Origin of the sequence: Klebsiella michiganensis (genome assembly GCF_015139575.1) — a bacterium.
GTDB lineage: Bacteria > Pseudomonadota > Gammaproteobacteria > Enterobacterales > Enterobacteriaceae > Klebsiella > Klebsiella michiganensis.
Genome location: NZ_AP022547.1, coordinates 2785881 through 2810291 on the forward strand (window position 1 = coordinate 2785881; position 24411 = coordinate 2810291).

At 58.4% G+C, this 24411-nt stretch carries 25 protein-coding genes; 17 read left to right on the forward strand and 8 right to left on the reverse strand.

Going from position 1 to position 24411, the window contains the following annotated elements; all coding sequences use genetic code 11:
• Positions 1-195 precede the first annotated feature (195 nt).
• The 6 genes from glsB (at position 196) to JLG71_RS13160 (ending at position 5968) form a co-directional block, all read left to right on the forward strand.
• Positions 196-1122: a glutaminase B gene (gene glsB / locus JLG71_RS13135; RefSeq protein ID WP_014229486.1), complete on the forward strand. Its 927-nt coding sequence runs from the start codon at positions 196-198 to the stop codon at positions 1120-1122.
• Positions 1122-1496, forward strand: coding sequence for a DUF4186 domain-containing protein (locus JLG71_RS13140; protein WP_200914271.1), 375 nt, complete (start codon positions 1122-1124; stop codon positions 1494-1496). The genes glsB and JLG71_RS13140 overlap by 1 nt, the downstream gene beginning before the upstream one ends.
• Before the next feature lie 107 nt (positions 1497-1603).
• Complete coding sequence (locus JLG71_RS13145; protein ID WP_004851155.1) at positions 1604-3016, forward strand: GGDEF domain-containing protein; 1413 nt, start codon at positions 1604-1606, stop codon at positions 3014-3016.
• Positions 3017-3105: 89 nt separating this feature from the next.
• Entirely contained in the window at positions 3106-3636 is a 531-nt protein-coding gene (locus tag JLG71_RS13150; protein ID WP_004851153.1) for a GNAT family N-acetyltransferase, read from the forward strand.
• Positions 3637-3747: 111 nt separating this feature from the next.
• Positions 3748-5199 carry a tagaturonate reductase gene (locus JLG71_RS13155; RefSeq protein ID WP_038424556.1) on the forward strand — a complete coding sequence of 484 codons (1452 nt, stop codon included), beginning with the start codon at positions 3748-3750 and terminating at the stop codon, positions 5197-5199.
• A gap of 328 nt (positions 5200-5527) precedes the next feature.
• A complete protein-coding gene (locus JLG71_RS13160; RefSeq protein WP_200914272.1) occupies positions 5528-5968 on the forward strand; it encodes a GNAT family N-acetyltransferase in 441 nt (146 codons plus the stop codon).
• Between the two features lie 233 nt (positions 5969-6201).
• Here JLG71_RS13160 and tam read toward each other — a convergent pair whose 3' ends face one another.
• The gene (gene tam, locus JLG71_RS13165; protein WP_187228215.1) at positions 6202-6954 is read right to left on the reverse strand and encodes a trans-aconitate 2-methyltransferase; all 753 of its coding nucleotides are present in this window, start codon (positions 6952-6954) and stop codon (positions 6202-6204) included.
• Between the two features lie 184 nt (positions 6955-7138).
• Here tam and JLG71_RS13170 point away from each other — a divergent pair, with 184 nt between their 5' ends.
• The 6 genes from JLG71_RS13170 (at position 7139) to JLG71_RS13195 (ending at position 14880) form a co-directional block, all read left to right on the forward strand.
• Positions 7139-7939, forward strand: a complete 801-nt coding sequence (locus tag JLG71_RS13170; RefSeq protein WP_025105744.1) for an MBL fold metallo-hydrolase — start codon at positions 7139-7141, stop codon at positions 7937-7939.
• Between the two features lie 240 nt (positions 7940-8179).
• Positions 8180-8599 carry a hypothetical protein gene (locus JLG71_RS13175; protein ID WP_004851141.1) on the forward strand — a complete coding sequence of 140 codons (420 nt, stop codon included), beginning with the start codon at positions 8180-8182 and terminating at the stop codon, positions 8597-8599.
• Between the two features lie 72 nt (positions 8600-8671).
• Positions 8672-9040 (forward strand): copper-binding protein, encoded by a 369-nt coding sequence (locus tag JLG71_RS13180; RefSeq protein WP_032749031.1) that lies wholly within the window; start codon positions 8672-8674, stop codon positions 9038-9040.
• A 13-nt stretch (positions 9041-9053) separates the two neighbouring features.
• Positions 9054-10301, forward strand: coding sequence for a TolC family protein (locus tag JLG71_RS13185; protein ID WP_009654697.1), 1248 nt, complete (start codon positions 9054-9056; stop codon positions 10299-10301).
• Complete coding sequence (locus JLG71_RS13190) at positions 10301-11770, forward strand: efflux RND transporter periplasmic adaptor subunit (protein WP_025105742.1); 1470 nt, start codon at positions 10301-10303, stop codon at positions 11768-11770. The genes JLG71_RS13185 and JLG71_RS13190 overlap by 1 nt, the downstream gene beginning before the upstream one ends.
• Entirely contained in the window at positions 11767-14880 is a 3114-nt protein-coding gene (locus JLG71_RS13195) for an efflux RND transporter permease subunit (protein ID WP_116280543.1), read from the forward strand. Before JLG71_RS13190 ends, JLG71_RS13195 begins: the two co-directional genes overlap by 4 nt.
• 35 nt (positions 14881-14915) lie before the next feature.
• Here the strand turns inward: JLG71_RS13195 and JLG71_RS13200 are convergent, their stop codons facing one another.
• The gene (locus JLG71_RS13200; RefSeq protein ID WP_025105740.1) at positions 14916-15206 is read right to left on the reverse strand and encodes a hypothetical protein; all 291 of its coding nucleotides are present in this window, start codon (positions 15204-15206) and stop codon (positions 14916-14918) included.
• Positions 15207-15398: 192 nt separating this feature from the next.
• The gene (locus JLG71_RS13205) at positions 15399-16589 is read right to left on the reverse strand and encodes an MFS transporter (protein ID WP_049070751.1); all 1191 of its coding nucleotides are present in this window, start codon (positions 16587-16589) and stop codon (positions 15399-15401) included.
• Positions 16590-16784: 195 nt separating this feature from the next.
• Here JLG71_RS13205 and JLG71_RS13210 point away from each other — a divergent pair, with 195 nt between their 5' ends.
• Positions 16785-17231: a VOC family protein gene (locus JLG71_RS13210; protein ID WP_064378169.1), complete on the forward strand. Its 447-nt coding sequence runs from the start codon at positions 16785-16787 to the stop codon at positions 17229-17231.
• A 49-nt stretch (positions 17232-17280) separates the two neighbouring features.
• Entirely contained in the window at positions 17281-17499 is a 219-nt protein-coding gene (locus JLG71_RS13215; protein WP_032719161.1) for a DUF7661 family protein, read from the forward strand.
• A 3-nt stretch (positions 17500-17502) separates the two neighbouring features.
• Here the strand turns inward: JLG71_RS13215 and JLG71_RS13220 are convergent, their stop codons facing one another.
• Positions 17503-17892: a VOC family protein gene (locus JLG71_RS13220; protein ID WP_042945239.1), complete on the reverse strand. Its 390-nt coding sequence runs from the start codon at positions 17890-17892 to the stop codon at positions 17503-17505.
• Positions 17893-18048: 156 nt separating this feature from the next.
• Here JLG71_RS13220 and JLG71_RS13225 point away from each other — a divergent pair, with 156 nt between their 5' ends.
• Both JLG71_RS13225 and JLG71_RS13230 read left to right on the forward strand, forming a co-directional pair.
• Positions 18049-18666 carry a LysE family translocator gene (locus tag JLG71_RS13225; RefSeq protein WP_200914273.1) on the forward strand — a complete coding sequence of 206 codons (618 nt, stop codon included), beginning with the start codon at positions 18049-18051 and terminating at the stop codon, positions 18664-18666.
• A gap of 207 nt (positions 18667-18873) precedes the next feature.
• Positions 18874-20061 carry a YbfB/YjiJ family MFS transporter gene (locus JLG71_RS13230; RefSeq protein ID WP_049070746.1) on the forward strand — a complete coding sequence of 396 codons (1188 nt, stop codon included), beginning with the start codon at positions 18874-18876 and terminating at the stop codon, positions 20059-20061.
• Here JLG71_RS13230 and JLG71_RS13235 read toward each other — a convergent pair.
• Positions 20044-20883, reverse strand: a complete 840-nt coding sequence (locus JLG71_RS13235; RefSeq protein ID WP_200914274.1) for a LysR family transcriptional regulator — start codon at positions 20881-20883, stop codon at positions 20044-20046. The two genes, JLG71_RS13230 and JLG71_RS13235, sit on opposite strands and share 18 nt — an antisense overlap.
• Positions 20884-20975: 92 nt before the next feature.
• Between JLG71_RS13235 and JLG71_RS13240 the strand changes: the two genes are divergently transcribed.
• Positions 20976-22022, forward strand: coding sequence for an NAD(P)H-dependent flavin oxidoreductase (locus JLG71_RS13240; protein ID WP_200914275.1), 1047 nt, complete (start codon positions 20976-20978; stop codon positions 22020-22022).
• A 31-nt stretch (positions 22023-22053) separates the two neighbouring features.
• Here the strand turns inward: JLG71_RS13240 and JLG71_RS13245 are convergent, their stop codons facing one another.
• From JLG71_RS13245 to JLG71_RS13255, 3 genes are read right to left on the reverse strand one after another with little or no spacing between them, the layout of a single operon-like run.
• A complete protein-coding gene (locus tag JLG71_RS13245) occupies positions 22054-22713 on the reverse strand; it encodes a methionine ABC transporter permease (protein WP_009654800.1) in 660 nt (219 codons plus the stop codon).
• A complete protein-coding gene (locus JLG71_RS13250) occupies positions 22710-23501 on the reverse strand; it encodes a methionine ABC transporter ATP-binding protein (RefSeq protein WP_014229467.1) in 792 nt (263 codons plus the stop codon). The genes JLG71_RS13245 and JLG71_RS13250 overlap by 4 nt, the downstream gene beginning before the upstream one ends.
• Positions 23498-24304, reverse strand: coding sequence for a MetQ/NlpA family ABC transporter substrate-binding protein (locus JLG71_RS13255; protein WP_032719155.1), 807 nt, complete (start codon positions 24302-24304; stop codon positions 23498-23500). The genes JLG71_RS13250 and JLG71_RS13255 overlap by 4 nt, the downstream gene beginning before the upstream one ends.
• Positions 24305-24411 lie beyond the last annotated feature (107 nt).

The window sequence follows — 24411 nt, forward strand, 5'->3', positions numbered from 1 at the left end:
AAATCCCCGGGTTGCGGTTAACGCCTTTCCCGGGCTACCGATTCGTGCGATTTGCCGGTTTGGTAGCCCGGGCAGGCGCCCCGCTGACGAGCGAACCATCCCCCTGGCGACGCGAGGGCGAGAAAGAGGCTGTTTCTTCGCGTCCCGTGCGCCTATAATTACCGCCCGAATTTTGTTGTTGGCAAGGAGCCGCGCGTGGCGACGGTAATGAATAACGCAATGCTCGATGCCATTTTGGCTGAAGTCAGGCCGCTAATTGGTCGCGGTAAAGTGGCGGACTATATTCCGGCGCTGGCCAGCGTCAGCGGCGATAAGCTCGGCGTGGCTATCTGTACGGTCGACGGTCAGCACTACAGCGCCGGCGACGCGCACGAGCGCTTCTCTATCCAATCTATCTCGAAAGTCCTGAGCCTGGTGGTCGCGATGAACCACTATCAGGAAGAGGAGATCTGGCAGCGGGTGGGTAAAGATCCCTCCGGCCAGCCTTTCAACTCGCTGTTGCAGCTGGAAATTGAACAAGGCAAACCGCGCAACCCGTTTATTAATGCCGGGGCGCTGGTGGTCTGCGATATGCTGCAAAGTCGTCTCAGCGCGCCTCGCCAGCGGATGCTGGAAATCGTGCGTCGTCTCAGCGGTGTGGGCGATATCGCCTATGACCCGGTGGTTGCCCGCTCGGAGTTCGACCATTCGGCGCGCAATGCCGCGATAGCCTGGCTGATGAAATCCTTCGGTAATTTCCATAACGATGTCGCCACGGTGCTGCAAAACTATTTCCACTACTGTTCGCTGGAGATGAGCTGCGTAGAGCTGGCGCGCACCTTTCTGTTTCTTGCCGACCGAGGTATCGCTCCGCACCTTGAGACGCCGGTTATCGCCCCCATTCAGTCGCGGCAGGTCAACGCGCTGATGATGACCAGCGGCATGTATCAGAACGCCGGTGAGTTTGCGTGGCGCGTCGGTTTACCGGCGAAATCCGGCGTCGGCGGCGGGATTGTGGCCATCGTTCCGCAGGAGATGGCGATTGCGGTCTGGAGCCCGGAGCTCGATGACGCCGGGAACTCGCTGGCCGGGATCGCTTTACTGGAAAAACTCACTCAAAAACTGGGGAGGTCGGTATTCTGATGGTGCCCATAGAAAACCTGTTTGCCCGCCTGCAGCGCTCCACTTTTCGCTCCCGTTTTCGCCTCGGCGTGAAAGAACGGCAGTATTGTTATGATAAGGGCGCGGAGGTTATCGACCAGCACGCGGCGGACTTTATCGCCAGTCGGCTGGCCCCTGCGCAAATTCCTAACGACGGTAAGCAGACCCCGATGCGCGGACATCCGGTGTTTATCGCCCAGCATGCCACCGCGACCTGCTGTCGCGGCTGTCTGGAAAAGTGGCACGCGATCCCGCGGGGGCGCGGCCTCAGCGACGAAGAGCAGCGCTACGTGGTGCAGGTGATTCACCGCTGGCTGGTGATCCAGATGAATTCGCCGGACCGCAGCAGACTGTAATTCATCGGGCGGCGGTATATGCCTGATAATTATTCTCATGATATGATGAACCGCTTACTAATTATTAACATAATAATTGCCTGAAACAATTAGACGGATAATCATGAATGTCTCCACTGTCGATTCGGTCATTCACGCTGTTTCGTGAGGAACAGCCCGTGCGTGATGCGCTGGTGTTGTTCACTTTAACGCTACTACTGCATTTCTTTGGCGCGATGCTGCGTCTGGTACAAGAATTGTCGTTCTTCTGGCCGCTGAACGCGGTAATGGCGGGGATTTTTGCGCGTTATATCTGGCTAAATCGCAGCTATTTTTACGCCGTTTGTTTTGCCGCCATGCTGGTATATGACGGTTTAACATCTCGTTGGGGAATGGGGTTCGCCTCCTTTCTGATCAACTTCTCCAATATCGTTTTTATCGTCACCCTGGCGCAGCTCATTTTGTGGGATAAGCGCCGGGCTGATTCGATGCCGGGACCGATAAATGCGCTAAGCCTGTTTTGCTACTGTCTGCTGGCGGCGCTGCTCTGCGCGGCCGTCGGGGCGCTGGGTTCGGTAGATGTGGAACGCGCCACGTTTATTCCCCAACTGGCGGACTGGTTTAGCGAACAGTTTTCGACTGCTGTGCTGATCCTGCCGTTCATTTTAACCCTCACGCTCCCTTCGGCGTTCGGGCGTTTTCGCCTGCGTCAGCTGTTACCGGCGATTGCGCTGGTGCTGTCGATTGTGCTCGGCGTGGCGGTGGGCGGGGCCGGGAGCATAACCTTCCCGTTACCGGCGCTGATTTGGTGCGCGATTCGCTATCCGCTACCGTTAACCTGCCTGTTGACCTTTATTACCGGGATTAGCGAAATTCTGCTGGTGGCGAACTCGCTTATCCATCTCTCCCCCGATACCCGGATGCAGCCGTGGCAGCTGTTTTCAACGCGCCTGGGGATTGCTGCGATGCTGATCAGCCCCATCATCGTCGCTTCCAGCGTTGAGGCGATTAATAACCTGGTCAAACAGCTGGCCCTGCGCGCTGATTTCGACTTCCAGACCCGGGTCTATTCTCGCTCCGGGCTAAGCGAAGCGTTGAAACGTCAGCCGATCGCGGAAAACGAGCTGCTCACCGTGATGGTGCTCGACATCGACGGCTTCAAGCAGGTTAACGATCGCTGGGGCCACGAGTGCGGCGATTGTATGCTGGCCCAGTTTGCGCAGCAGGTGCGGCAGCTGGTGGGTGAAGAGGGCATGGTGGCGCGTATTGGTGGGGAAGAGTTTGCCGTCGCGGCGCTGACCTCATCCGCGCGAGACGGAGTGCTGCTGGCGGAAAAAATTCGCCAGGGCATCGAGTCGCAAACCTTCACCTGGGGGCAAAACAGGATCCAGCTGACCATCAGCATGGGGCTGGAGAGCCGGGCGCCGGGTTCAGCCAGAATAACGGATCTGTTCAACCAGCTGCTCATGGTCGCCGATGATTCTATGATTCGGGCAAAAAAAGCCGGACGCAATCGTATTTTTACGCAAGAAATGGTCTGAATCGTACATAAGAAAATACGATGGTAATTCCGCTTGTGTTAAATATAAGTTAAAAACATAGTGATGTGGTCAATTTCAAGGAGTTACCTATGACCACATCCTTTTCTCTGCGCACGCTGTCGCGTGACGATATTCTTGAACACCTTCCTGAATTAACCGACATTCTCGTCAGCTGCGTCAACGGCGGGGCCTCGGTGAGCTTTATGCTGCCTTTTTCCCCGGAAACCGCGACGGCGTTCTGGCTGCGAATGGCGCAGAGCGTCGCCGCCGGTGAGCGCATTGTTCTCGCCGCAGCGGATGCGCAGCAGCGGCTTGTTGGTACGGTGCAGCTGATTACCGACCAGCCGGAAAACCAGCCGCACCGCGCCGATGTCGCCAAACTTCTGGTTCACCAAAATGCGCGGCGTCAGGGGCTGGCGAATGCGCTGATGTCCCGACTGGAAGCCATCGCGCGCGAGCAGGGTAAGAGCGTTCTGGTGCTGGATACGGCGACCGGCAGCGGAGCAGAAAACTTTTATGTACAGTGTGGTTGGGAAAAAGCCGGGGAAATTCCACGCTATGCGCTGATGCCCGACGGCGAGCTGACGGCAACATCGCTGTTCTATAAATTTCTGTCATAAATTTTATATTGCATACAGCTTTGATCAAAACAGGGTTTCACTTGCGTAAAAACCTGATAACTTATTGGACCAATTACTCAGGTTGTATGACTACTCTATGAGGGAACCCTTGTGAAAACACTAAACCGTCGCGATTTCCCGGGCGCGCAGTACCCTGAACGTATCATTCAGTTTGGCGAAGGTAACTTCCTGCGCGCGTTTATCGACTGGCAGATCGATCTGCTGAACGAGCATACCGACCTGAATGCCGGGGTGGTGATCGTGCGTCCGATTGAGAGCTCATTCCCGCCGTCGCTCAGCACCCAGGATGGCCTCTACACCACGATTATTCGCGGCCTGAACGAGAAAGGGGAAGCGGTCAGCGATGCGCGTCTGATTCGCTCGGTAAACCGCGAAATCAGCGCCTATGCGGATTACGATGAACTGCTGCGGCTGGCGCACAACCCGGATATGCGGTTTGTGTTTTCCAATACCACCGAAGCGGGTATTAGCTACCACGCAGGGGACCGCTTCGACGATGCGCCTGCGGTGAGCTATCCGGCAAAACTGACCCGCCTGCTGTTTGAACGCTACAGCCATTTCTCCGGCGCGGCGGATAAAGGCTGGGTCATCGTTCCCTGCGAGCTGATTGATTATAACGGTGAAGCGCTGCGGGAACTGGTGCTGCGCTATGCGCAGGAGTGGGCGCTGCCGGAAGCGTTTGTGGCATGGCTGGATGAAGCCAACGCTTTTTGCTCCACCCTGGTAGACCGTATTGTGACCGGCTATCCGCGCGATGAAGCCGCGCAGATTGAAGAGCAACTGGGGTATAAAGACGGTTTCCTCGATACCGCCGAACATTTCTACCTGTTTGTCATTCAGGGGCCGAAATCCCTGGCCGCCGAGCTGCGCCTCGATAAGCTACCGCTTAATGTGCTGATTGTTGACGATATTAAACCGTACAAAGAGCGTAAAGTGGCCATTCTTAACGGCGCGCACACCGCGCTGGTGCCGGTCGCCTTCCAGGCAGGCCTGGATACGGTGGGCGAAGCGATGAACGATGCGGAAATCTGCTCATTCGTCGAGAAGGCGATTTATCAGGAGATTATTCCGGTTCTCGATCTGCCGCGCGATGAGCTGGCGTCCTTCGCCAGCGCGGTAACCGGTCGTTTCCGTAACCCGTACATCAAGCATCAGCTGCTGTCTATCGCGCTGAACGGCATGACTAAATATCGTACCCGCATTCTGCCGCAGCTGCTGGCGGGCCAGAAGAAAGAGGGGGCTCTCCCGACGCGCCTGACCTTTGCGCTGGCGGCGCTGATCGCCTTTTATCGCGGCGAGCGTAACGGTGAGAACTATCCGGTTCAGGATGATGCCGAATGGATGGAGAGCTATAAGGCGCTATGGGCCCAGCATCGGGATGCGCAAATCACCACCGGCGAGTTGGTAAAAGCCGTACTGTCCGTTGAATCCCACTGGGAGCAAGACCTGACGAAAGTGCCGGGTCTGGTTGATCGGGTCACGCAGGATCTGGATGCTATTCTGCGCGACGGCATGCGCGCCGCCGTTAAGCCATTATGCTGATACTCTAAAGCCCGCTGACGGACGACCAGAATAGCGTCGATCGTGTCGGCCGGGTAAGGCGTTAGCCGCCGCCCGGCACTCATCCGGGCACATTCCTGAAGCGATGGAGCATCACTCTCAACCCGGCAGCTGCCGGGTTAGTTTGGTATTCGCATTAGTTACAACATACTTATCTATTTTTTACAAACGCAGGTCTGAAAGATTGTGCCCATTTCGTCCGGCAGCGGAAACAGGGGCAATTAAGAGAAAAAGATGAATTGTGCCCCCGGCGGTTGAACTAATTATCTGACTGGAAAATAATGGCTTATCCAAACGAGGGATGAGACCCATGGTCATTGAAATTCGTGAAGTGTGCCAGCAGGACAAAGCGCAGTGGCTACAGCTTTGGGAAGGCTATACCCGTTTCTACGCTAGCCCGCAGCCGTCCGACGTCACGGAATATACCTGGCAGCGGATGCTTGATTCCGCTTCTCCCATGCTGGGCCGGGTTGCCCTGGCGGATGGCAACATCGCTGGATTTGCGATTTGTGTCCTTCACGAAGGCACCTGGGTAAAGACGCCTGTTTGCTATCTGGAAGATCTGTTTGTTGCCCCGCCGATGCGCGGAAAAGGCATCGCCAGGGCGTTGATGCAGGCGCTGCAAGCGGAAGGGAAAGAGAAAGGGTGGTCGCGGCTGTACTGGCACACTCGTACTGATAATCCGGCCCGGCGTCTGTATGATGAATTTACGCCCGCCGATGACTATGTTCGTTACCGCGTGACGCTCTGAAAATCTGAGATTAAGAAGTTATTAAGATTTCCCCTGTAAAACAGGGGAAACGACTCAGGAGTAACAAAATGGAAAAACGCATAGAGACGGTTGTGAACCTCATCATGTTTCTTTCGCTGCTGGCCACCGCATGGGATCTCTCTCTGGTCCATCATCTGTCCTGGTAAACCTGGCCTACGGCGCCTGCTTCCTGCGCCGTAGCGTTCTCTCCCTCTTTTTACACTCCGATGGCGCTAGCGGCGCGCGACGATAAACAGGCGCGGAAATCGCAGCAGTACCTTTCCGTTACACTGTAACGGATAGTGCTGTTTCAGCCGCTCCAGATAGCGTCCGAGAAACGCCTGGCGCTGCTGTTCATCAAGCGGTTGTAAAAACGGTCGCAGGCCCGTTGACTGTAGCCATTCAATAATGGCCTGGTGCGATGCCAGCGGGTGATGGTAGGTGGTGCGCCAGATATCCACCTCGCAGCCGCTGGTGGTCAGCATATCGTAATACTCCGACACATCCGGCAGCGGCTGCCGCCCACTGGCCGGATGCCCCAGCTCTTCAGCAACCTGACGCATCAGCACGTGCGAGGGCTCTTGCCAGTTCACCGGCATTTGCACCGCCAGTACGCCGTTTTTCGCAAGATTGCTGACCAGATATGGGAAAAGGCGCTGATGATCCGTGAGCCACTGCAGCGAAGCATTGGCATAAATCACGTCCGCCGGCCGCTCGGGGCGAAATGTAGCGATATCCGCCTCGACGAACCGGCAGTCCGGTAGCCGCCGGGAGGCCTCTTCCAGCATGGCCGGAGAATTATCAACGCCGATAATCGTGGCATCTGGCCAGGCATCGCGCAGCAGAGCGGTACTGTTGCCAGGTCCGCAGCCCAGATCAACGGCCAGCGTGGCGGGATGGTGGGTGATGCGGGCGAGAAGCTCGGCGGCGGGCCGCGTACGCTCAGCCCCGAATTGCAAATAAAGTGAAGGATTCCAGTCTGCCATAGCGCGCTCCGGTTAAGAGAAACTCGTTCATCAGCATAGACGGCAATGCTTATCTGGCAACTAAACAGAATCAATATGTTACTTTGTTGTGACGCTGTCACTTTTCCTTATGCAGGGTTCATCACGGCATCCCCGCCAGCGGTTGGCTACAGTAGGCGTCGCAAACCAGGGGGATGGTCATTAAATGGCGTTAATCATTAAGGTGTTACTCGAAAACCGGCTCGGCAAGGGGCAGGACAGCCTGCTGCAGGCGAAACCCGGATTAAGCCTGCTTGTGGAGGATGAAACCAGCCGGGTGCTGTTTGATACCGGGCCAGACGGCACGTTTCTTCATAATGCGCAGCGTATGGGCGTCTCTTTATCTGACCTGACCGCCACGGTGCTCTCCCATGGACATTACGATCACTGCGGCGGGGTGCCGTGGCTGCCGGACAACAGCCGTATTATTTGTCATCCGCAGATTGGACTCACCCGCTACTCGGCGTTATCTCTCGCAGGACGCAACTGGAAAGTCAAAAAGCTGTCGCGAGATATCGACTACTCCCGCCACCGCATGGAGTACAGCCGCGAGCCGGTGGCGATCGGCGAACGACTGCTGTGGTCCGGTGAGATTACGGTCGCTCACCCGCGTGCCTATGGCCTCCTGACGGGTCAATCCCAGGGTGAGGACTATATTGTCGATGAAGGCGTCCTGATCTACCGCTCGACGCGAGGGTTAGTCATTATCTGCGGCTGCGGACATCGCGGATTGATCAATACCGTTCGCCACTGCCAGAAGATCACCGGCATCCAGCAGATATACGCCATCATCGGCGGTCTTCATCTGCGCAGCGCGCCGCCGTGGGCAATTCGTCAGCTTAGACAATTCTTGCGCCAGCAGAAGGTCGAGGAGGTGATGGCCTGCCACTGCACCGGTTCATGGGGGCGCTGGTGGCTAGCGGAGAGTAGCGCGCCGGCAACCGGCGATACGTTGGTGCTGGAATAATAATCGCGTTCACTTTTGCTAATTACATATAAATAACATTTTTGCTATTTATTAAATACATTATCCGCCGGCTATACACCTTCCCCCAAGGGGAAGGTCAAATACTGATATCCCTTTTTGGTGTAAATATTTATAGAGAAACTTCATTCTATTTAACCTGGAGTTTTCTCTTTGAAATATCGTTTAATTCTTGCAGTGAGTATGATTTAATCCAGCGGTCGTCTAATTGCGAATATCACTATGATTCAGTCACTACAGGCATTATTTAAACAAGCAACCCGGCGCCGGCTTCGTATCCGCGCAGGGCTTGTTATTGCCTGTTGGTTACTGCTCAACCTTCAGCTCGCCGTCGCGGCGCACCATGGCGGCCAGCAGCAGCCCGCGGCGCCGCAGGTGCAGATTCACCATATTGTCGATGGCATGATGAACATGCCCGGCATGGAAAACGTCGGCCAGAAAGTTATCTGTGAGAAGCACTGCGACCCCGATACCGCGCAGCCTAACTCTTTAACCTCTCTACAGCTGAACGCGCTCCCCTCCGAAACCGCGCTACTCGTGGTTTCCCCGCAGCAGGAGACCTGCGCTGAACGTATGGACTGGCGCACGCCGCCGGTCACCGGTCCGCCGGTTGAGATACGCTTCTGCCGTTTCAGGGAATAACGCACCGTTAAAAACATCCATCAGATCTGCCCGGTCTGCGGGCGACTTTATGTTTTTTTCGGAGACTTTATTATGCGTTCGACCTCTATTTTTCTGCTTATTACCAGCGTACTGACCTTTTCCTTCAGCGCATTTACCGCCAGCGCGGAAGACGCCGCGATGCACCATCACACCATGTCCTCCATGGCGGATATGCCGGAGATGAAGAAGGCGGATGATTCCGCCACGCTTTATTCGGCCAGCGGGGTCATTAAAGCCTGGCGCGACGGTGCCGTCGTGATTGCCCACTCTCCGGTTACCGAGCTGAACTGGCCGGCGATGACCATGAGCTTTGCGCTCGCTGATAACCACGATAAAAAGCTGGCAGTGGGAGAGCAGGTCGATTTCACCTTCCGCCAGACCGACTCCGGCTACGCGATCGTTTCAATTACCGCGCGATAATTCCGGAGTCATTATGCACATCTTCAATAAGGCGGCCTGCGGGCTGCCGCTTTTACTATCGCTGATGTCCACCAACGGCTGGGCAACGACGCTCGCGGAGGCCCTGTCGGCGGCGGAAAACTACTCCGCCGAGCTCTCCGCCAACGATCATCAGGTTAACGCTTTGAAGAATATGGCGGATTCCGCGATGCAGCTCCCCGATCCGAAGCTGAAATTTGGTATTGAAAACGTCCCGCTGGGCGGCAATAACGCCGGCCGTCTCACCCGCGAGGGGATGACCATGCAAAGAGTTGGCGTGATGCAGGACTACGTCAGCAGTACCAAGCGTGAACGGAAAGCCGACTCCATTACCGCCGAGGCGCGCCAGACCGCCGCTAATGCCGATGTTATTCGTGCCCGGCTGCAGCGGGAAACCGCCCAGGCGTGGCTGGCGCTGGCGCTGGCGCAGAAGTCGCTGCGCTCGGTGCAGACGTTGATTAGCGAAACGTCCCGGCAAATCGACGTACAAAAGGCCGGCGTCAGCAGCGCCAGCGCCAGTCCCAGCAGCGTGCTGGACGTTCAGCTGGCGCTGAATGCGATGAAAAATGAGCAGGATAACGCCCGCCGCGATGTACAGATCGCCCAGGCACGCCTGTTGCAGCTCACCGGGAAGGAGGTCCGCGATATCTCCGGCCCGCTGCCGCGCATTGAACGTCTGCCTGCCGACGAAGCCGACTTAATGGCCGGGATTAAACTTCACCCGGAAGTGATCCAGGCCGCCAGAGAAGCCGATCTGGCGAAAGCGAAATCAGGACAGTCGGAAGTCGCGGCGATCCCCGACGTGGGCGTTGAGGTTTATTACGCCCGACGCGGTGATGATTATGACGACATGGTGGGGGTAATGTTTACCGTCGATATGCCTATTTTTCAGGGCAAACGCCAGGACAAAGACCACGCAGCGGACGTCTCCCGTACCTATGAAGCCAACGATCGGCTGACGTTATTGATGCGCGAACATCAGGCGCAGCAGTATCAGCTGATTTCGCAATATAACGCCGCGAAAGCCATTTACGATCGCCAGCAAAGCGAGGTGCTGCCGCTGCTGCGCAAGAAGGTGAGTCTCGTCAATGCCCAGTATCGGGGCGGCAGCTCCGCGCTGCCTGAGCTGCTCGCCGCCCGTCGCGATCTCCTGAGCGGAGAAATTGCCAGCAACAATGCGGAGAAAGCGCTTGCCGATGCGTGGGCCGCTATTCGCTACCTTATTCCACAGGATGTTAAATAATGAAGCTTAAATCTGCTCTTACCCTTGTGGCGCTGGCCGTCGCCCTTGCCGCCGCGGGCGGCTACTGGCTGGGTTCGCGAAGCGCGCCGATGCCCGCCGCTGGCGGCGGCCAGGCGGAAACGGGTCGCAAAGTGCTGTACTGGTATGATCCAATGGCCCCCGCTACGCGCTTTGATAAACCGGGTAAATCGCCGTTTATGGATATGGATCTGGTGCCGCGTTACGCCGATGAAGGCGCGGGAGAAGACGCCGGGGGCGTGCAGATTAGCGCCCGCCAGCAGCAAAACCTTGGCGTCCGTACGGCGAACGTCTCCCGCCAGACGCTGGCGATGAAGCTCAATGCTTTTGCTACCGTGGCCATTGATGAGCGGGGCGTTGAAACGGTACCGGCGCTGGCCAGCGGTCTGATTGAGAAACTTTACGTCAACGCCTCCCAGCAGTTTGTGAAAAAGAACGAGGCGCTGGCGGAGCTGTGGATCCCGCAGTGGGCGGCGGCGCAGCAGGAGTATCTGGCGGTGAGGCGGCTGGGCGATAGCGGGCTGACCGCCGCGGCCCGCGACCGCCTGCGGCTGCAGTTTATGCCGGAAGCGGTTATCCGTAGCGTTGAGCGCAGCGGTCAACCGCAAACCCGCATGACGGTGCGCGCGCCGCACGATGGCTACGTCAGCAAGCTGGATGTGCGCACCGGCGCGCAGGTCACGACAGCCCAACCGCTGTTCGAGCTGGCCAGCCTCGATCCGGTCTGGATCGTGATTGATTACCCGCAAAGCCAGGCCAGCCTGCTGCGCGAAGGCAGTAAGGTGACAGCCACCACCGGCAGCTGGCCCGGTATGGCGTTTCAGGGAACCGTCAGCGAACTGCTTCCCGACCTCGAAGCCACCACCCGTACGTTGAAAGCCCGCGTAGTGCTGAATAATCCGCAGCATCGGCTCAAGCCGGGCATGTATTTGAACGTTGAGCTGGCTGAGGCGCAGCAGGAGAGCGCCGTTCTGGCTATTCCGGAAGAGGCATTAATTGCCACCGGCACCAGCAATCGGGTGCTGATCGCCGACGGCGAGGGGCATTTCCGTCCGGTCGAGGTGACCGCAGGGCGAACGCAGAATGGTCTGGTTGAGATTAAATCCGGCCTCGAAGCGGGCCAAAAGGTGGTGACTTCCGGGCAGTTCCTGATTGACTCCGAAGCCAGCCTGCGCAGCGCGCTGCCGCAAATGGCCGGGCAAGAGGAGGAAGCAAAAAGCTACTCAGCGCAGGGCGTTATTAAGGCCGTGAGCGATGAGGCGGTAACCATCGCGCACCAGCCGGTACCGGCGCTGAAATGGCCGGCGATGATCATGGATTTTGCTATTACGCCGCAGCTGCGGGAACAGATGCGGCCCGGCGAGTCGGTGATGTTTCACTTCGTCCTGACCGATGAAGGGGCGCGAGTCACCTCAATGATGCCGCTGAACGGCGCTAAGGAGCAGCCATGATTGCCGCCGTTATCCGCTGGTCATTGCGCAACCGCCTGCTGGTATTGCTGGCGACGCTGATTATGGCCGCCTGGGGCGTCTGGTCGGTACAGCAGGCACCGCTGGACGCGCTGCCGGATCTCTCCGATACCCAGGTGATCATTCGCGTGAGCTATCCGGGGAAAGCGCCGCAGATTGTCGAAGATCAGGTGACCTACCCGCTGACCACCACCATGCTGTCGGTGCCGGGAGCGAAAACCGTGCGCGGCTTTTCGATGTTCGGCGATGCTTATGTCTATGTGCTGTTTGATGATGGAACGGACCCATACTGGGCGCGCTCCCGCGTGCTGGAGTACCTGAGCCAGGTCCAGAGCAGCCTGCCGCCGGAAGCGAAAGCGTCGCTGGGGCCGGATGCCACCGGCGTCGGCTGGGTGTTTGAATATGTGCTTACCGACAAAAGCGGCCAGCATAGCCTCGGCGAACTGCGGGCGATTCAGGACTGGATCCTCAAATATGAACTGAAAACCGTGCCGGATGTTTCGGAGGTGGCCAGCGTCGGCGGAATGGTCAAAGAGTATCAGGTGATCCTTAATCCTGACCGGCTGCGAGCGCTGAACGTCACCCACGAGCAGGTGATTAGCGCGATCCAGAGCGCCAACCAGGAAGGGGGCGGTTCGGTGCTCGAGCTTGGCGAAGCCGAATATATGGTGCGCACCACCGGCTACCTGAAGTCCATCGACGACTTTAACCAGGTGGTTATCGCTGCGCGCAGCGGCGTGCCGGTGCTGCTCTCCGACGTCGCCAGCGTGCGCCGGGGACCGGCGATCCGGCGCGGCGTCGCCGAGCTCAACGGCCAGGGCGAGGTGGCGGGCGGGATAATCATTATGCGCTCGGGTAAAAACGCGCTCAGCACCATTAACGCGGTAAAGGCCAAACTGGCGGAAGTGCAAAAAAGCCTGCCCGCAGGCGTGGAGATTGTTCCGGTCTACGATCGTTCGCAGCTGATTAAAAACTCCGTCGAGACCCTGACCCATAAGCTCATTGAGGAGTTTATCGTCGTGGCGGTGGTCTGCTCGCTGTTTCTGTTCCACTTCCGCAGCGCGCTGGTGGCGATGATCACGCTGCCGCTGGGGATCCTTGGCGCGTTTATTGTGATGCACTATCAGGGCGTCAGCGCCAATATGATGTCGCTAGGCGGGATTGCGATCGCCATCGGGGCCATGGTCGATGCGGCAATCGTGATGATAGAAAATATGCATAAGGTACTGGAGCAGTGGCGGCACGAGCACCCTGAACGCCAGCCGTCCTCCGCCGACTACTGGCAGATTGCCCAGCACGCGGCGTCGGAAGTGGGGCCTGCGCTGTTTTGCAGCCTGCTGATTATCACCCTGTCGTTTATTCCGGTGTTCACCCTCGAGGCGCAGGAGGGCAAGATGTTCTCGCCGCTGGCCTTCACCAAAACGTATTCGATGGCGGTGGCCGCCGGACTCGGGATCACCCTGGTGCCGGTGCTGATGGGCTACTTTATTCGCGGCAAAATTCCTGATGAAACCGCCAATCCGCTCAACCGCTGGCTGATTCGCGCCTATGAGCCGCTGCTGGATAAAGTTTTGCAGTGGCCGAAGGCGACGCTGGCGGCGGCGGGCCTGCTGCTGGTTGCCACGCTGTGGCCGCTGGCGCAGCTCGGCAGCGAATTTCTGCCGCAAATTGACGAGGGCGACCTGTTGTATATGCCCTCCACGCTGCCGGGGATCTCCAGCCGCGAAGCGGGACGCTTGCTGCAGCAGACCGACCGTCTGATCAAGACCATTCCTGAAGTGCAAAGCGTATTCGGCAAGGCCGGGCGGGCGGACAGCGCTACCGACCCGGCGCCGCTGACCATGCTGGAAACCACGATTCAGTTCAAGCCGAAAAGCGAATGGCGGCCCGGCATGACCATGGATAAGCTGATCGAGGAGCTCGACAATACGGTGAAGGTACCGGGGATAGCCAACGTCTGGGTACCGCCGATCCGTAATCGCCTGGACATGCTGGCGACCGGCATCAAAAGCCCGGTCGGCATCAAAGTGAACGGTAACAATCTGGCGGAGATCGAAAAGACCGCCGAAGAGATTGAGCGCATCGTGCGTAGCGTACCGGGGGTGACGTCGGCGCTGGCGGAACGCCTCGACGGCGGCCGCTATATCGATATCGCTATCGACCGGGTGAAAGCCGCCCGCTACGGCGTGTCGGTGAAGGAGCTGCAGTCAATCGTCGCCAGCGTCGTCGGCGGCGATAACATCGGCGAAACCATCGAGGGGCGAGAACGTTACCCGATCGGCGTCCGCTACCCGCGAGAAATGCGCGACTCGCTGCAAAAGCTGCGCGATCTGCCGGTAGTGACCAGCGGCGGGGCGCAGGTAGCGCTCTCGGAACTGGCGGACATCACCATTACCGACGGCCCGCCGATGCTGAAAAGCGAAAACGCCCGCCTGTCGGACTGGATCTACGTGGATATTCGCGGGCGCGACTTAAAATCCGCAGTTGATGAAATGCAGAGCGAGGTCGGCAAACGGGTCAGGCTGCCGGAAGGCATCTCGCTGACCTGGTCCGGGCAGTATGAGTACCTTGAGCGCGCCACCGCGAAGCTGAAAATCGTGCTGCCGTTTACTCTGATGATTATCTTTATCCTGCTTTACGTCACTTTCAGTCGCGTTAAAGACGCTCTGCTGATTATGGGAACTTTGCCGTTTTCGCTGATCGGCGGCGTCTGGCTGCTCTGGCTGCTGGGCTACAACCTGTCGGTAGCCGCCGCCGTGGGCTTTATTGCGCTTGCCGGCGTGGCGGCGGAGTTCGGGGTGATTATGGTGCTCTATTTGAACCAGGCGATCGCGAAACGCCGCCCCGAGCTGAACGATCGCGCGCTCAACGAGGCGATTCATGAAGGAGCCGTGCTGCGCGTGCGCCCGAAAGTGATGACCGTGGCGACAATCATGGCCGGACTGCTGCCGATTATGTGGGGAGGGGGCACCGGATCGGAGGTGATGCAGCGTATCGCCGCGCCGATGATCGGCGGGATGATCACCGCGCCGCTGCTCTCGATGCTGGTGATCCCGGCAGTCTATCTCCTGACGCACCGTAACAAACGCTAAAGTACAACGTCCGGGCCAGGCGGCTCGGGCGTGAATCAGTCGGCGTTCTTAAGATCTTCCGCGCGTTTGGCGGTGGCGTAGACAAAATCGAGCATGGGTTCAAGGTCGGTATCGTAGCCGGCCTGAATGATTTTGCCGCGCAGCCATTCGATCTCGCTGGTAATATCCGGGTGGAATATATTGTTGTCCTGCGCTTTACGCAGCCACTTGAGCAGGAAATTATTTTTCCCGCGGACACCGCCTGATTTCTTCGATTTTGCGTGTATTTTCAGCGCCACCAGAATGCAGTAATAGAAATGAACGCGCTGATTAAAACTTTGGTGCATGTCTTTATTCCCGCCAGAATCAGGTTGCGGACGGGCATGGACCTTAAACATGCGGTCTCTGATATTCACCCGTACCACCATCGCGCCGCTTGCCGGACGCTGAAGCGATGGTGGCACGGAAGCCGAATTGCCGTCAATTATTGATTAATTTTTTACCCATATTTGCGCCGGTTATCTTTCGACGATGCTTCCTCAGGTTCGCGGTAAAGCAGCGCGTTGTTGTAGGTAAATGCGCAAAATCAAGATAAATGCCAGCGCGACCACCGCCGCCGCCAACAAATAAATAGTCTCCAGATCGTAATAACCGGCCACCCAGCCGGCGACCGGGCCGGTTAATCCCAACGCCAGATCGAGAAAGGCCGAATAGGTGCCCAGCGCGGTGCCCTGATTCTGTTCTTCAACCTGTTTCACCGCTTCCACGCCAAGCGCCGGGAAGACCAGCGAAAAGCCCGAGCCGGTGAGAAAGGCGCCCATTCCGGCCATCCACGCCGAGGAGGCCGACCAGATGATCAGCAGGCCGATACATTCGATCGCAAAACAGATTAACGATACCCGCACGCCGCCGTAGCGGGTAATGGTGTTGCCCAGGATCAGGCGGATGCAGATAAAACCGATGCTGAACAGGGAGAGGGTAAACGCCGCGCCTTGCCAGCTATGGGCGGAGAAGTAGAGGGTAATAAAGGTTGCGATAACCCCAAAACCGACGGTACCCAGCGCCAGCCCCAGCCCGTAGGGCCAGATTTTGCGCGCCACCACATGAAACGGCGCTCTGATCCCCGCCGTCACGCTGACGTCCTGCCGCGTACGGGCATAGAGCAGGCCAACCGCCGCCGCCAGGATCACCACGGCGGCAAATCCGCTGATGCCAAAATAGCCGTTAAGCATGACACCCAGCGGGGCGCCGACCGCCATGGCGACGTAGGTCGCCACGCCGTTCCACGAGATCACTCGCGAAGTGTGAATCGCACCGACGGTTTTGATCCCCCACAGGGTCGCGCCGGTGGCGGTAAAACTTTCCCCGACGCCGAGGAAAATGCGCCCCACCAACAGCGCGGCAACGGCCAGCGGCGGCGAGGATTGCAGCAAGACCGCGAGCAGCGTGAAGAGACCGCTGAGCAGGCAGCAAACAATCCCCCGACTGACGACTTTTTTCGGCCCCCAGATATCGGTGTAGCGGCCCGCATGCGGGCGGCTGATCAGGGTTGAGATGTACTGAAGGCTGATGACCACGCCGGCGATAAAGGGGCTATAGCCCAGCTGATAGTGGATATAGCCCGGCAGTACGGCGAGCGGCAGGCCAATAGAGAGATAGCAGATACAGGTAAAAACAACGATAGAAATAATACGCAGATTAAGCTGAGTGGTGCTGGCGGAAGTGGTCATAACGCGAAGTATTGAAAACCAAAGGGAAGCTAAGCATAGCGCAGCGCCGTCGGGCGCAACGAGCAGAGCATGCGTTTTCTCAATGATTCAGGCAAACGCACTAAAAACAGTCATGAGAAAAGAGGATTCTGGGCAAGTCATGCGCGGCAGAGTATAAAATCTGTTAACGCATCACGGATAATGACAGGAGAGAGTATGGAATACGATTTAGACGGTATGGATGTGCTTTTTGTCGCCGGCTTTGGGCCGATAACGCAATCGACGCCGGCCAGCAGGGAGTTTTATGTGGCTGCGCTGGGCCTGCCGCTAAAACCGATGCCCGGTAACGAAGAGTATCTGCTGACCGAACATGACGCCATCGGCGGGGTAAAACATTTTGCCCTGTGGCCGCTGGCGCAGGCGGCGCGCTCCTGCTTTGACGCCGATCTCTGGCCTGACTATCTGCCGGTGCCGCAGGCGTGGGTCGAGTTTGAAGTGCGCGATATCAACACCGCCACCGACGCGCTGAAGGCCAGAGGCTATCGTCTGCTGGTGGACAACCGCATTGAGCCGTGGGGGCAAACCGTCACGCGGCTGCTGAGCCCGGAAGGGCTGCTGACAGGGATTACCGTGACCCCGTGGCTGCGCGAGGACAAAGCCTAATGGCATGCATGAGCCGCCCATCATCCCCTGCGATCGGCAGGGTGATGGAATGCTGATTTATGACGTATTCGGGCGCCATATTGGCGTCCAGCGCCAGGGCGAACGCTGGCTACTTTTCCGCGTCGATCTGAACGAGCGGAAATGTTCGCCGCTGCGTGGGATCATCATCCCGGACGATCTCCCGGAGGCGGAAATTCCCGGCTGGCTGGGCGATATTTTTCACGAAGCGGCAAGCCCGCGCCATCCTGACGTCCGGCTTATGGAGTAGCGTCTATGGCCAGCTTCTGTTTTGCAGCACCACGCGATAACCGTCGCCGTCGACAAAGGTTTTACCGTTCACATTCCAGTACGGATTGAACGCGCTGACCGGCGCAAAACCGGCGGTCAGCATTTTCGCACACTGTTCCCGCCATTCCGCGGCTTCCGGGTAATAAAGCACCAGCAAATCTTCCTCGCCCGGAGAGGGCTTCACCGGATGATGATGGCAGAGGGTGAATTCAAGATGCCAGCCGAGATCGCGGCGTCCGACCATCACGCCGCTAAAGCCGTCATGATCGGCAAACTGCGCGATTTGCTCCAGCCCCAGGCCCGTGCAGTACATGTGGCTACTGAGTGAAAGGTCGGTGACCGGCCTGGCGATGCGGATAGCGTTAAGCGTCATAACAGCCTGTATCGATAAAGGTTTGGTCGATTGACTGTATCCGCTTTTGCGGCGGCCATTTGTCACAAAGAGCTTTTAACGCGCCCGGCAAAGCGAATTTATTCGATTGTCTCTGCGGCGGGTTTTATCTAGAATCTTCGCTTTCGGAGAGAGAAAATGTCCGTTGCTGATTCCCTTCTTGCTTACTCTTTTGCTGCCCTGTTGCTCACCCTTACCCCAGGCCTGGATACCGCTTTAATCCTGCGAACCGCGACCGTTGAAGGCGGAAAAAAAGCCTTTCAGGCGGCGCTGGGCATTGATACGGGATGTTTTATCTGGGGGGCTGCGGTCGCCTTCGGTCTTGGGGCGCTACTGGCGGCATCGGAGCTGGCTTATGACCTGCTCAAATGGTGCGGGGCCGCCTATTTATGCTGGCTGGGCATTCAGTTAATTCTCAAGCCGCGCGGCCATTTTGTTCATCAGGACAGGGCGGCGGCGGCAAGTAACTGGTTTTTAAAAGGGATGATGGGCAATGTGCTCAATCCGAAAATGGGGATCTTTTACGTCTCTTTCCTGCCGCAGTTTATTCCGGCCGGCCACTCGCCCATCGTCTGGACGTTCCTGCTGGTCGCCATCCATGTGGCGATCGGGACGCTCTGGTCGTTAACGCTAATCCTGACCAGCCGTTCTGCCGCTCGGCTATTAAAGACGCCGCTATTTATTCGGTGGATGGACCGCGCAACCGGCGGCCTCTTTATGTTATTTGCTGCCAAACTGGCTTTTAGCCACCGTTAAATCCCTCTGGACAAGGATGTCCAGCGCCTCACTCCACATTTCGTTACTCGCCGAAGCATCCCCTGGCCGTTGCCGTAAAGTTTCTCCCCGCAGGCCGGGCGCTGCCGCATGGCGCTGCTTGCGTATCGTGGTAAGCGAAATCATAATAAATAGAGAATTATTGTTAGTTATAATTCTCTATTTGAGAATAATAATGGAGGGGAGTGGGTGAACGTTTTTGCAACCAGGCCGGAATGGAAGGCCTTTCTGCTGGCGCTGGCCGGTTCGGTCGTGCTGATCGTTGGCATGGGCTATGGCCGGTTTGCCTATACCGGGATCCTGCCGCTGATGCTCAATGAGCAGCTGCTGACGCTGCGTGAAGGTAATCTTGCCGCTTCGGCGAACTATGCCGGCTATCTGGCCGGCGCGCTGCTGCTGGCGAAAGCCAGGCCCGCGGACGCCAGGTGGCTAAGCCTGCTTTCCGCACTGTTGACGCTGGTGTGCCTGGCCTTACTGGCGTTCCTGGTTTCCCCCCTGGCGATTATTGTGGTGCGCGGAATTGCCGGATTACTCAGCGCGGTGACGCTGATCGCCGCCTCCCTCTGGCTACTGCAGCATATGAAGCACCCTAACGGCGCGCCGGTGCTTTTTTCTGGCGTCGGAATGGGGATATTCTTGTCGGCGGAATTTATCTCCCTGGGGAAGGCGCTGGCGCTCTCCAGCCAGCAGATATGGCTGATATGCGCGATAAGCTCTGGCGTGCTTTTTGTTCTCGCGCTGCGTCTGCTGCTGAGCCCCGCCGACTACCTTATCGCTTATCAACCCGCCGCGACCGCACACCGCGAGGAGGGCGAGGGGCGGGTGCGGGAGGCGTGGAAACTGCTGCTGATTTATGGCCTGGCCGGCTTCGGCTACATTATTACCGCCACCTATCTTCCGCTGTTTCTCAGCGGTTCGCTGAACATTATCGATCCGGTGCAGATCTGGGCCATTTTCGGCCTCGCCGCCGTTCCCTCCTGCTTTATCTGGCACCGGCTGGTCATCAAGCTCGGCTACCGCCGCGCGTTTACCCTTAATTTGCTGATTCAGGCAATCGGCGTCATTCTCCCGGCGTGGAGCCATGCGTTACCGTTTTGCATATTAAGCGCGCTGCTGGTGGGTTGCACCTTTTTGGGCACCGTGACCATCGCGCTGTCCGAGGGGCGGCGGCTTAATCATCTGGTTTCGTTCAATATGATTGCCGCCATGACCGCGACCTACGGCATCGGGCAAATCGTCGGCCCGCTGGTTGCCGGAACGCTGTATGACCGCAGCGGGTCGTTTAATCCTTCGCTGAGCGCGGCCGCCATTGCGCTGCTGGCTGCCGCCGCGCTGGTGGCGGCAGGGGCGGGGCGAGCGTCAAAGGTCGGAGGCTGACTCCAGAAGCTGGCGCATTTTCTCGAGAGCGGGGGACGCGTAGCCTTTGCGCCAGATAAGCTGGGTGATCGCCTGGCCAACCGGCCGCAGCTGGCTGGCTTCGGGCAGCGTCAGGGTATCGAGCACGCTCTGCGGCACGATACCGGCATAGCCGCCGGAGGCGACGCAGGCGAGCATCGCGTGATAGGAGCCGACGTCCTGGATCTCGCTCTCCTCCTCCTCCTCTGATTGCGCCAGAAACGCTTCACCCATCGCCCGATAGGTACAGCCCTGCGCAAAGGCGGCAAAGCGAAAGCGCTGTGGGTTGGCGGGAAGCACCAGCAGCAGCTGTTCTTTAAAGATGGATACGTACTCCAGATCATCGGGCGGAGGCGTTCCCTGCGGCAGGCTCACCAGCGCGCAATCCAGCGCGGCGTCCAGCACCTGTTGGGTCAGCTGACGGGTGGGCTGGGTTTTGAGGGTGAGCGTCACCTCCGGGCACAGCGCGCGAAACCGGGGAAGCAGCGGCGGCAGGCGGCTGGCGGCGGTGGCGTCCATCGCCCCCATGCGTAAATTGCCGCCCGGCGTCGCCGGATGCAGCGCCTGTCTGGCCTCTTCGGCCAGGCTGAGGATCTTCAGCGCGTAGCCCAAAAAATGTTCACCGGCGGGGGACAGCAGCATCCTTTTATTGCCGCGGGCAAACAGCTCCACGCCCAGCTCCTCTTCCAGCTGGTGAATGCGGGTGGTGATATTGGACTGGGCGCGCCCCAGCCGCTTTGCCGCGCGGGTGACGCTGCGCTCTTGCGCCACCGTTTTAAAAATCTCTAATGTGGTGTGGTTCATATTTTTATTCTTAATTTGAAAATAATGTTGATCTTATCATCTCTAAAAGAGATTTTAATGGCCCGAACGCACAAATTTCAACAGGGCAAACCATGAGCAACAGGCTTACGCAGCAGCTTGATATTGATTACCCCATTATTCAGGCGCCGATGGCCGGCGTGTCGACGCCGGAACTGGCGGCAGCGGTCAGCGGGGCCGGCGCGCTCGGCTCGCTGGGGCTGGGCTCGTCAACCGTAGAGCAGGCTGAAACGCTGATTAACCGGACCCGGCGCTTAACTACCCGTCCGTTTAACGTCAATCTGTTTTGCCACGCCCCGGCGGTAAGGGATCCGCAGCGTGAAGCCCGGTGGCTGGCGCGGCTGCGCCCGGAATTTGCGCGCTTTGGCAGCTTGCCGCCGGAGACGCTGGCGGAAATTTATCTCAGTTTTCAGCAGCAGCCGCGGATGGCCGAGTTGCTGCTCGACCTGACTCCGGCGGCGGTGAGCTTTCATTTTGGCGTGCCGGATCGTGAAACCCTTCGCCGACTGCGGGAAAAGGGGATCGTCACTCTGGCGAGCGCGACCAGCGTGGCAGAGGCGCTGCTGGCCGTAGAGCAGGGAATCGATATGGTGGTGGCGCAGGGCTACGAGGCCGGCGGCCATCGCGGCATCTTTGATCCGCTGGCGCCCGACGGGCAGATGAGCACCTTTACTCTGGTTCAGACGATAAGACGGCATACCGATATACTGCTTATCGCCGCTGGCGGCGTGATGGACGGCGCGGGAATTAACAGCGTAATGAACCTGGGCGCAGACGGGGCGCAGCTAGGGACGGCGTTTCTGCTGTGCCCGGAATCGTCCACGGATGGCGGATACCGTGAGGCCCTTAAAAGCGCATTTGACGGGCAAACGGTTTTAACCTCAGCCATTTCCGGACGCCCGGCGAGATGTCTGGTTAACGGCTGGCGTGAAATAAACGATCCGCCGCTGATTCCGGCTTATCCCGTGGCTTACGACGCCGGAAAGGCGCTGGCATCGGCGGCGAAAGCGCAGGGAGATCGTCAGTACGGTGCGCACTGGGCCGGGCAGGGAGTGAGCCTGATTCGCGAGCTGCCGGCAGCGGAGCTGATACGCACCCTGGTGCGCGAAAGCGGGTTTTAATCGCGGATGGCGCGCGGCCACCCGCTTATTGTTAACGACGGTGGGCGAGGCCGCGGACCAGACGGTCGCCGGCCATCTGCACGCCCTGCACCAGCGCGACCAGAATGAGCACGGTACCGAACATCACCTCGTTATTGAAGCGCTGATAGCCGTAGCGAATGGCCAGATCGCCCAGTCCGCCGCCGCCAATCACGCCCGCCATCGAAGAGAAGCCGATCAGCATAACGATGGTCAGCGTGATGCCGGCCAGCAGCGTCGGCAGCGCTTCCGGCAGCAGCGATTTAAAGATCACGTGCCAGATATTGCCGCCCATCGATAAAATCGCCTCGATACGCCCGTAATCCACTTCATCCAGCGCGTTCTCCGTCAGCCGCGCAAAGAACGGAAAGGCGCCAATGGTGACCGGAACCACCGCGGCGGTACTGCCGAGGGTGGTGCCAATAATCAGCCGGGTGAATGGGATCAGCGCGATCAGCAGCACGATAAACGGCAGCGAACGACCAAAGTTGATAATCGCGCCCAGCACGGCGTTGAGCTTCGGCATCGGCGCCAGGCCGTTGCGGCGTGAAACAAACAGCAGCACGCCGGTCGGCAGCCCGAGCAGCACGGTAAACAGCGCCGCCAGGCCGACCATATAAACGGTATCTACCGTGCCCTGAAGCAGCAGCGGCCAGAGATCTTCCCAACTCATGCTACTCCGCATAATGGCCTCCCGTGAAAACCGTGGCGAGCGAGGAAATCCCGCTCTGCCTGAGGATCGTGCAGCAGCGACTGCCGTAGCCGCGACCATGGCGCCACCAGCAAATCGGCAATTCTGCCGCTTTCAATAATCTCCCCGTGCTCCAGCAGCGCCGCGTGGTCGCAGAGGGTTTTCACCACTTCCAGCTCATGGGTGATCAGCACGATGGTGAGGTTCAGCTTTTGGTTGATATCCGCCAGCAGGCTGAGCACCGAGGCCGTGGTCTCGGGGTCGAGGGCGCTGGTGGCCTCATCGCACAGCAGCACATCCGGCCGCGCGGCCAGCGCGCGGGCGATCCCCACGCGCTGTTTTTGCCCGCCGGAAAGCTGTGACGGAAAGGCGGCGGCTTTATCCGCCAGCCCGACCAGTTCCAGCAGCTCCGCCACCCGCGCCTGGCGGGCGGCTTTCGGCACTTTGGCTATCTCCAGCGGCACCGCGACATTGTCGGCGACGCTGCGGGCGTGAAGTAAATTAAAGTGCTGGAAGATCATGCCGGTACGCAGCCGGTACTCGCGCAGCGCGGTTTTATCCATCCGGGTAATATCGTTCCCGTTCACAATAATGCGGCCCGACGTGGGCCGCTCCAGCAGATTCAGGCAGCGTATCAGCGTACTTTTGCCTGCACCGCTGCGGCCGAGGATGCCGTAAACGGCTCCTCTCGGCACCTGCAGAGAGACATCGTTTAGCGCCGGTCGGCCTGTTCCGGCATAGGTTTTACTCAGCCCGACAATCTCAATCATGACTGAGGAGCAACCGGGATCACCGAGCCGTTATACTGCTTACGAATAAATTCGGCGACCTGCGGCGAGGTGAGGTCTTTGGCCAGCGCCTTGATGCGCGGATCGTTCGCCAGCGCCGGCGTTGTCACCAGAATGTTGGCGTACGGGTTGTTGGTCGCGCTCTCCAGACCCAGCGCGTCTTTGGCCGGCACCAGCCCGGCTTCCAGCGCGTAGTTGCCGTTTATCACCGCCAGGTCAACGTCATCCAGCGACCGCGGGATCTGCGGTGATTCAATCTCAAGGATTTTCAGGTGCTTCGGGTTTTCCACGATATCTTTCGGCGTCGCCAGGGTGGTCGCCGGGTCGGTAAATTTTGCCGCCAGCTTAATCAAACCCTGATTTTGCAGCAGGAACAGCGCGCGGCTCAGGTTAGTGGTGTTATTCGGTACCGCCACGGTGGCGTTCTCGGGCAGCGATTTAAAATCTTTATGCTTGCGCGAATAGATCCCCAGCGGCTCAATATGGACGGTCGCCGCGACGGCGAAGGTTTTGCCCAGCGCTTTCTCCTGATCTTTCAGATAGGGGACGTGCTGGAAGTAGTTGGCATCGACATCGCCGTTGGCCAGCAGTTCGTTGGCGTTAACGCCGCTGGTGAGTTCGACGATTTTCAGGTCGAGGCTGGGATCGATCTTCTTAATGTAGTTAAGGATCTCGGCGTGCGGCACCGGGTCCGCGGCGACGCGCAGCGCGGCGGCCTGGGCGGAACTCCATGCCAGAGAGAGAGACAGTGCAACCCCTGCCAGTTTAAATGCGGCATATTTCATCATCTTATTCCTTGTGTTGTTGTTATGTTTATACCCGTCATACTTCAAATTGCATGTGCGTTGGCTGCGCGCGCTCACCCGAATCACTTACCAGAGTAAGCTCATCG

What these genes read in the sequence shown, in the direction of transcription:
- JLG71_RS13140 (WP_200914271.1), top strand. Translation starts at nt 1,122, where the DNA reads ATGGTGCCCATAGAAAACCTGTTTGCCCGCCTGCAGCGCTCCACTTTT.
- JLG71_RS13145 (WP_004851155.1), top strand. Translation starts at nt 1,604, where the DNA reads ATGTCTCCACTGTCGATTCGGTCATTCACGCTGTTTCGTGAGGAACAG.
- JLG71_RS13150 (WP_004851153.1), top strand. Translation starts at nt 3,106, where the DNA reads ATGACCACATCCTTTTCTCTGCGCACGCTGTCGCGTGACGATATTCTT.
- JLG71_RS13160 (WP_200914272.1), top strand. Translation starts at nt 5,528, where the DNA reads ATGGTCATTGAAATTCGTGAAGTGTGCCAGCAGGACAAAGCGCAGTGG.
- tam (WP_187228215.1), bottom strand. Translation starts at nt 6,954, where the DNA reads ATGGCAGACTGGAATCCTTCACTTTATTTGCAATTCGGGGCTGAGCGT.
- JLG71_RS13170 (WP_025105744.1), top strand. Translation starts at nt 7,139, where the DNA reads ATGGCGTTAATCATTAAGGTGTTACTCGAAAACCGGCTCGGCAAGGGG.
- JLG71_RS13175 (WP_004851141.1), top strand. Translation starts at nt 8,180, where the DNA reads ATGATTCAGTCACTACAGGCATTATTTAAACAAGCAACCCGGCGCCGG.
- JLG71_RS13180 (WP_032749031.1), top strand. Translation starts at nt 8,672, where the DNA reads ATGCGTTCGACCTCTATTTTTCTGCTTATTACCAGCGTACTGACCTTT.
- JLG71_RS13185 (WP_009654697.1), top strand. Translation starts at nt 9,054, where the DNA reads ATGCACATCTTCAATAAGGCGGCCTGCGGGCTGCCGCTTTTACTATCG.
- JLG71_RS13190 (WP_025105742.1), top strand. Translation starts at nt 10,301, where the DNA reads ATGAAGCTTAAATCTGCTCTTACCCTTGTGGCGCTGGCCGTCGCCCTT.
- JLG71_RS13195 (WP_116280543.1), top strand. Translation starts at nt 11,767, where the DNA reads ATGATTGCCGCCGTTATCCGCTGGTCATTGCGCAACCGCCTGCTGGTA.
- JLG71_RS13200 (WP_025105740.1), bottom strand. Translation starts at nt 15,206, where the DNA reads ATGCACCAAAGTTTTAATCAGCGCGTTCATTTCTATTACTGCATTCTG.
- JLG71_RS13205 (WP_049070751.1), bottom strand. Translation starts at nt 16,589, where the DNA reads ATGACCACTTCCGCCAGCACCACTCAGCTTAATCTGCGTATTATTTCT.
- JLG71_RS13210 (WP_064378169.1), top strand. Translation starts at nt 16,785, where the DNA reads ATGGAATACGATTTAGACGGTATGGATGTGCTTTTTGTCGCCGGCTTT.
- JLG71_RS13215 (WP_032719161.1), top strand. Translation starts at nt 17,281, where the DNA reads ATGCTGATTTATGACGTATTCGGGCGCCATATTGGCGTCCAGCGCCAG.
- JLG71_RS13220 (WP_042945239.1), bottom strand. Translation starts at nt 17,892, where the DNA reads ATGACGCTTAACGCTATCCGCATCGCCAGGCCGGTCACCGACCTTTCA.
- JLG71_RS13225 (WP_200914273.1), top strand. Translation starts at nt 18,049, where the DNA reads ATGTCCGTTGCTGATTCCCTTCTTGCTTACTCTTTTGCTGCCCTGTTG.
- JLG71_RS13235 (WP_200914274.1), bottom strand. Translation starts at nt 20,883, where the DNA reads ATGAACCACACCACATTAGAGATTTTTAAAACGGTGGCGCAAGAGCGC.
- JLG71_RS13240 (WP_200914275.1), top strand. Translation starts at nt 20,976, where the DNA reads ATGAGCAACAGGCTTACGCAGCAGCTTGATATTGATTACCCCATTATT.
- JLG71_RS13245 (WP_009654800.1), bottom strand. Translation starts at nt 22,713, where the DNA reads ATGAGTTGGGAAGATCTCTGGCCGCTGCTGCTTCAGGGCACGGTAGAT.
- JLG71_RS13250 (WP_014229467.1), bottom strand. Translation starts at nt 23,501, where the DNA reads ATGATTGAGATTGTCGGGCTGAGTAAAACCTATGCCGGAACAGGCCGA.
- JLG71_RS13255 (WP_032719155.1), bottom strand. Translation starts at nt 24,304, where the DNA reads ATGAAATATGCCGCATTTAAACTGGCAGGGGTTGCACTGTCTCTCTCT.